The following is a 7,279-nucleotide window of genomic DNA, read 5'->3' on the forward strand; positions in this document are numbered from 1 at the left end:
CCAGGAGGTGTTGAGGGGGCCACGGAAATGACTTCCCCCCGCATTCTGCCTTGGTGGTGAGGACCGCGAGGAATATCCCCATCCGGCATCCGTGATCGACTTGTTGAGTCCGGCCTTCGCCGCCGCTCCGTTGGGCAGGAGGTGCCCGGCCGGTCGGGGTCGGGCTTCGCCTCCGGCGGGTGCGAGTGCTGAGGTCCTCGTGCGCGATGGAGTCGTGGCTTCGCCGACCTGAAGAACTGGGGGATCTTGACCAAGGTCCGCAGGAACGCGAAGCACGCCACCGCCCTCCGGCGTGCCCTGCTCGTGCTGACGAACGCCGAGGTCTCCCGCTGACGGACGATCACCACGAGGCGGTCGAGCTGCCGACCAGCACGAGTGCCGCGCCGCCCGCCCACACCAGCACCCGCGACCTGCAACTTTCAAGATGAAACGATTTCATTGCCGAAGAACACCTGGCACGCCTGTCCCCCGCTGAAGGCCAAGCACCTGAATGTGCTGGGCTGGTACGCCTTCCCCCCTCCCAGCCCGAGGCGGCCTTGCGGCCGCTGCGCGACCCGCAAGCGACCGCCCCGGACGAGGAGGAGACCGGGGAGAATTGGACGTGCCTCGGGCACCGCCCGGGGCACGTCACTGGCGGGATGCGGTCCGGCTCCACGCGGGCCCGGACCGCATCAACGCCCGCCGCGAGGCGACCGGGCCATGCGGACCCGTACCGAAGCCCGCTACCGGCACCGGCAGTTCGACGCGCCGAGCTCAGGGCCTGACCGCTGCTGCCGTGCACGCAGCGTTAGCGATAGCCGGGGTGATGCTGCGGGGGAAGCCAATCAAGCAGGTAGCTGTGTCGCCATGGGCGCCCTCTTCGCAACCGAACTTGGCATCATCGAAAAAGGCGTTGTTGGCAACGATGATGTCGACACACTGGCTGAAGGTGGCATGAGCGGTGCCACTGGCGAGCATGAGACCGCTCGTGGCGAGTCCGGTTGAAACCAGGACATGGCCCAGGATCTTGGGAAGTCGCATGATGTCCTCTGTCTGCTGTTGGGTTGGGGCAGGCGGCGACCGGCAGCCAGGCTCGGCACGCAGCAACCGCTATTAGTCAACTGACACCACTTCCTCGGGGCACTACCGGTGGCTCGCCGATCTGTGGCAGGAATTCGCTCGATCGAGGCAGAGTCGCCCTGCGAATGTGCAGTCTGTTGTCACCTGGTGGTCCGGCGATGTCACTGGCTCTGGATGGTGGCGGAGCTGGGGAGTGCCGTCGGCGGGGGAGTGGCTGGTGTCACTGTGGCGGTTCCTTGGTGACAGCTTGTGGCATGACCCGGTGACAGAGGCGTGCAGATTCCCATGCCTTCCTGTCCGAGGCATTGCCGGTCGGATCCCCGTGCAGCCTGCACTGCGGTCGCTCCACAGCCGGCTCGGCTGAGGCAGAATGCTCCGGTGCCACGGCGGTGAACTGTCCACAGACGATCTCCTGCGAGCGATCACGTCTGCGACCGGCCCGAGCATCCCTGCCCGCTCTCACGCCAGGGCCGTGACCAGCGGATTCAGGATGGAAATAGCTCAATGGCCTTGCGACGGCGCCGGCTGCCGCGCTTGCACCTCTGAGGGCCTGCCGAGCGGCTTGCAGCTTCTCGGCGGCCCTCGCACCGCGGGGCGTCGCCCAGTTGTCTAAACAGGACCGCTCGGCCACCGGCCGACCGTCTGGTCTGTTCGGATGCCACCTGTGGGCCATACCGGTCACCAAGGGCGAGGGTATCCGAAGCGAAGGGTGCGGGCCGGTACAACGTCGTTGTGGGGCGCTGGCGTCCCGCCGCTTCCGGGCAGGATCGCCAGGACGGTGAGGCCGTTGCTCCGATTCCGCGCAGGTGAGCAGCAGAAGGAGGAGGGACGTGCCTGCAGCCGTGGGTGCCTGGCGTCGCTGGATGGCGGCCGCGACGGTGATGGTGACGGTTGGTGCACTTGGCTTGCTCGGGGCAGGCATGTCCGCAGCGTCGGCCCCGATGGGGTGGGACGGTGCCCAGTGCGCGACCCAGCCTGCTCCGCCGGCGACGAGCGTACCGCCACCGGTCACCTCCGGTAGCGATGTGTGGAGCTTCGTGTCCGCGCCGAAGCTGCATCCCATGCGGGTCACCGTGACCACGCGACGGCCAGGCAGGGCCGCGGGGGACGTCTTCGTCGCCCCGTACAACCTCACCCAGGCGGTCGGCCAGACCGGGTCGCTGATGCTTGACGACTCCGGCGATCCGGTCTGGTTCCGCCCGCTTCCCGTCGCGAACCTCGAGAACGGCGACTTCCGGGTGCAGACGTACCACAACCCTCGGGCCGGCGTCAGGCAACGGGTGCTGACGTTCTGGCAGGGAACCATCGCGATTCCCCCCTATTACACCAACCTGCCCGGCGGTGCCCCCGAGCCGGGCGGCTGCTACTACATTTACGACGACCACTACCGTCTGCTCAGAACGGTCTTCGCCCGGCACGGCTTCTACGCTGACTTCCACGAGTTCCTCCTGACGCGCAGGGGGACTGCGCTGTTCATCGCGTCCAAGCCGGTCCCCATGGACCTCACCCCGTACGGGGGACCGAAGAACGGAGCCATCGAGGACAGTGAGATCCAGGAAGTCGATCTCGCGACCGGGAAACTCGTCTTCTCCTGGGACATCCTGGACCACGTGAACCCGGCGGACTCCGAGGTGTCGGCCTCCTCGGCGTCCTCGTCCGGCGGGGTGTGGGACGCCTACCACGTGAACTCGATCGACGAGGGCCCCGAGGGCCAGCTGCTGATCTCGGCCCGGAACCTCTGGGCGGTCTACGACGTCGCCCGGCGGACTGGCGACATCCGCTGGCAACTCGGCGGTAAGAGAAGCGACTTCAGCTTCGGGCCGAACGCTGACTTCTACTGGCAGCACCACGCCCGGTTTCGGCCGGGAAACCGGGTCAGCATGTTCGACGACGGCTGCTGCGACCAGCCGGACGGCGCCCCCGAACAGCAGTCACACGGATTGATCCTCAGCCTCGACTTCCACAACCACCGTGCGACCGCGGAGCGGACCTACTACCACGCACCGGGGTTGTACGCGGCGTCCCAGGGGGACACCCAGGCGCTCACCAACGGTGACGAGTTCGTCGGGTGGGGGCAGGAGTCGTACTACTCGGAGTACAGGGGGGGCGGGAACACCGAGGGCGACGGCTCGAAGAACCTTCTCTACGACGCCATGATGCCGGGCTCCGACATCTCGTACCGGGCGTTCCGCCACGAGTGGGTCGGCAGGCCGTGGTATCCGCCCAGTGCGGCGGCGCGCGACGGCAGCGGCGGGCGAAGCGTCGTTTACGCCTCCTGGAACGGCTCGACGCAGACCAGAGCGTGGCAGGTGCTTGCCGGACCGGACGCCCGTTCCCTGTCGGTGGTCGTCGACCACGTCGACCGGACCGGCTTCGAGACGGCCGTCACGACGGACAACCCGGGACCGTACTTCCAGGTGAGGGCGCTGAACTCGAAGGGGGAGGTCCTCGGGACGTCCCACGTCGTGACCCCCTCCGGCTGACGGCCGGTGTCTGCGGTGCGCGGTGAAGCATCGCTACTGCTGTCTGCCGAGGCGCCGCTGTAGTTGAGGTTGCCCGAGCACTCGACGCGCCAGCAGTGGATCCCGGCGGTGATCGGCCGGAACCTCGGTGAGGTGGCGGCGGTCGCCGATGTAACGCCCCGTGCCACTGTCCGTCCTCGTGCGTGTCTCTGGCGTTCGCTGGTCGATCGAGGAGTCCTTCCAGGCCGCGAAGGGACAGGTCGGGCTTGACCACTACCAGGTCCGGCACTTCACCTCCTGGCACCGCCATATCGCCCTGGCCACGCTCGCCCTAGCCGTCCTCGCCGCTCATACGGCCAGAGCGAGCACCCCATCCAGAGACCACCTCACGAGCACCGACCGCCCTCACCGCCAACGAAATCCGCCGTCTGTTCGCCACACTCGTGCTGGCCCCCGAACCCTCGCCAGCCCGGACGCTTCACTGGTCCATCTGGCGACGAGCACACCAAGGCCGTGGGCTGCGGGAAGGTGACGTAGTGCGGGTGTTCAACGACCGGGGCGCCTTCCTCGCGGGAGTGCGGGTCGCCGATTCCGACACGCTGCTGCCCGGGGTCGCCCAGATCGCCATTCGGAGCCTGGTACGACCCGTTGACTCCAGGCATGCCCGGTGCGCTGGAGAAGCACGGCAACCCGAACGTCGTCACCCTCGACAAGGGAACCTCCCGACTCTCCCAGGGCTCGGCCGCCCAGACTTGCCTGGTCGAGGCCGAGCGCTACGACAACCCGCCCCCGGTCACCGCCTTCGACCCGCCCCCGATGGCGGAGCCGGAGCGGTAGGCCACCGAAGCCGTCGATGTACTCGGAGACAGGTGCGACTGGCCTGGGAGCCGGTGACACCCGTGCCTGAGAGCGTGGCGGCGAGCTGCCGCAGGTCGTGGGTGGTGATGTGGGTCAGGTCAACCTCCTCGCGCAGCCCGGCTTCTTGCCCACCTGCAGCAACAGCTCCAGCCGCTCCCCCCGGCCGTTCTTCCGAATCCCGGCTGATGCGGTGAGGGGCCGGGGCCTCCGCTCCTCGGGGGCCTTCCGACGTCCGGGTCGACAAGCACAACGATCTACCCCAAGGAGTCCCCACCCCTTTCGGAGCCGTGGACCCGGCGCCCACCCGACGCGACAGCCGGGCCACCATCACGCCCACCGGCCTAGGCAAACAGTTCGGAAATCAGAAAACGGCTCGCCCGCGAGGCTGGCGAGCCGTCATGTGAGATCGAGGCTAAAGGCAGGCGTGCAAACATCCGTTCGTATCCAAATGCATAGGCGTGGCGCGAAAGGGTGCAGACCTACCGCGAGCTAATAATGGAAAAGTGGAGCGAATTGGACAAGTCGATCGCTCCGCCGTCGTGCGCCTCGAAGATGCCGCAGCGGCCGGGCTCCGGCAGCGGTCAGGAGGTCTTCGTATGGCGAAGCGACCATCCAGTGGAGACAGGAGAAACCTTCATGAAGCACGCACACCGCCCCACTCGTCGGCGGCTGGCGGCTCTGACCGCTGTCGCGGCCGCTACCGTTCTGCCGATGGTGGCGTTCGTCGCCCCGGCGCAGGCCCAGGTTCCCGGGCCCGTGCTGGTGGTCCAGAAGTTCAACAGCCCGGAGACCTTCGAGCAGGGCGACAGGGCCCGCTACACCGTCGTCGTCACGAACGTCGGAACCCAGGACACCCCCGGCGGCATCACGGTAGTCGACACGCTTCCCACCGGCCTCACCCTGGCCAGCCCGTTCCCCGCCTCGGACGGCTGGAACTGCTCCGCCCTGAGCTCGACCCTGCTCGAGTGCGACAGTACAGCCCCTGTGACCGCCGGGACGTCCGCCCCTCCCCTGACCATCCCGGTCGTGGTCGACCGTAACGCCCCCTCCGCGGTCATCAACACGATCCGGGCGGGCGACGGCGACGGTGTGGCCGGCGAAACCAACTTCGATCTGACCGTCATCAGGGACGGAAGGGACGGTCATCACCACGGGGCATAGACCGATCGATGGGTCGGAGGAGACCTCCAGCAGGCTCTTCTGCGGGTGAGGGGCGTATCCGTGGTCTTGCGTAAGTCCCTTGTGGTCATTAAGTGCTGAGCTGGACCTCGAAGAACATGGAAAACTGGTTCAGCACCTACTTGGACTGTGTGGCGACGTGATTGGCGTCGCGTGCCTTGGGGTTGATCAACTCCCGCACCGCGAGTAGAGCGTCTTCAGTGCAGCCTACTCGGATGGGGAACACCTGCGGTTGCGGGTGGCTTACCGCAAGCGGGAGTTGATCGACCCGAACATGTTCGTGGTGCCCGTGGCACCGTCGAAGACCCGCTGCCCAGTTGGTCCTGGGGGATCGACGGACGCCGGGGGTGCGGGCGTGATGTCCAGGCACTGCATAGCTGTGACGAGCGGCCGTATCGATGTTGTTCTGCGCGGCGGCTAGCGGGGCCGAATAGAACGATGGCGAGTGAGGATCTGATTGCCACTGAAGTGCTATTTACCGCCTATCTGAAAACACTTGACTTACCCTCTGGAGGTGGGCCAGGTGCTTGATCTCCGATGTCATCTTGTGCATCCTCTCTGGAAGTACGAGACCCCTATCGGTACACGTGATGCCCCGCCCTTCACGGCATCCCGCAGGGCGGAACATTGAATACATGCCTACCGGATAACTCCTGCGTGGTAGTGGCAGTCGGCTAGATGGGGAGGTGTCCTTGCCCGATGTGGACTCGCTGTCCGCTGGATTGCATGATCCGAGGGTTGTGTGTTGGTGGCGCCGGCACCGCCACCACTCCTGTTGCCACCGGATACCCGGCCTTCTGATGGAAAGATTGGAATTTCTGTAGGTTAGTTAGCCTCGCAGCAGTCCATCCTGGTCGGAGGCCAAGGCCTTTCGGAACGCTGGCCCTTTCGCCCGCCTGGGAACAATTGGCAATCGACCGCGCTAATCAACGTTCGATCGGGTCAATGTTGAGGCCTATCGGGTGACGGATTCGAATCTGAGGCGGTGTGGTCACGACAGAGAGCGAGTGGTGCGCGTACATGCTACTGCTCGGAGATCGCCCGGGGCTGTGTGTGCTGCTGAACTGGCTCACAGTGCCCGTGTCTTAGCCTCAGCTCTGCAGAAAGGTACCCTTGGTGAAGCATAACTCGCTTCGTAAATCTCGCCTCAGGGCCGCTACCGTGGTTTCGACGGCGAGCGCCCTTGCCATGTTGGTCAACGTGGCCTCGACCACGATTGCCGTCGCAGAGGCGATCGAGAAGTCCGATATCGGTCACGTTCACGAGGTGCCGGGCCCGAACGGTGCCCTGAGCGCCAATTTCGTCCCGCGGGCTTGGCGACAGTTTGGTGGGGGCCCGTTCGGTGGCGGCCCACAAGGCCCGCAGGGTGCGACTGGACCTCAGGGGCCGCAGGGTGTGACGGGGCCGCAGGGCTTCCAGGGTGTGACCGGTGCGCACGGTGTGACGGGGCCGCAGGGCTTCCAGGGTGTGACCGGTGCGCATGGTGTGACCGGTGCGCAGGGTGTGACGGGGCCGCAGGGCTTCCAGGGTGTGACCGGTGCGCATGGTGTGACCGGTGCGCAGGGTGTGACGGGGCCGCAGGGCTTCCAGGGTGTGACCGGTGCGCATGGTGTGACCGGTGCGCACGGTGTGACGGGGCCGCAGGGCTTCCAGGGTGTGACCGGTGCTCAGGGTGTGACCGGTGCGCAGGGTGTGACGGGGCCGCAGGGCTTCCAGGGTGT

General features: G+C 66.5%; 4 protein-coding genes and 2 pseudogenes. 5 read left to right on the forward strand and 1 reads right to left on the reverse strand.

Annotated elements, in window-relative coordinates; translation table 11 throughout:
• Positions 1 to 753: 753 nt before the first annotated feature.
• Positions 754 to 1,020, reverse strand: a complete 267-nt coding sequence (locus ACZ5ON_RS04380) for a hypothetical protein (RefSeq protein ID WP_465585274.1) — start codon at positions 1,018 to 1,020, stop codon at positions 754 to 756.
• 1,100 nt (positions 1,021 to 2,120) lie between these two features.
• On the opposite strand from ACZ5ON_RS04380, the gene ACZ5ON_RS04385 reads away from it, so the two are divergent.
• From ACZ5ON_RS04385 to ACZ5ON_RS04405, 5 genes and pseudogenes are all read left to right on the forward strand, one after another.
• Positions 2,121 to 3,542: an arylsulfotransferase family protein gene (locus ACZ5ON_RS04385; protein WP_465585276.1), complete on the forward strand. Its 1,422-nt coding sequence runs from the start codon at positions 2,121 to 2,123 to the stop codon at positions 3,540 to 3,542.
• Between the two features lie 166 nt (positions 3,543 to 3,708).
• Positions 3,709 to 3,867: pseudogene (locus tag ACZ5ON_RS04390) on the forward strand (IS701 family transposase); the annotation flags it as partial.
• 314 nt (positions 3,868 to 4,181) lie between these two features.
• A complete protein-coding gene (locus tag ACZ5ON_RS04395; RefSeq protein ID WP_465585278.1) occupies positions 4,182 to 4,358 on the forward strand; it encodes a hypothetical protein in 177 nt (58 codons plus the stop codon).
• 492 nt (positions 4,359 to 4,850) lie between these two features.
• Complete coding sequence (locus tag ACZ5ON_RS04400) at positions 4,851 to 5,540, forward strand: DUF7933 domain-containing protein (protein ID WP_465585280.1); 690 nt, start codon at positions 4,851 to 4,853, stop codon at positions 5,538 to 5,540.
• A 1,134-nt stretch (positions 5,541 to 6,674) separates the two neighbouring features.
• Positions 6,675 to 7,279, forward strand: a pseudogene (locus ACZ5ON_RS04405) (collagen-like protein); the annotation flags it as partial.

It is taken from the genome of Kitasatospora sp. NPDC032150 (genome assembly GCF_055579945.1).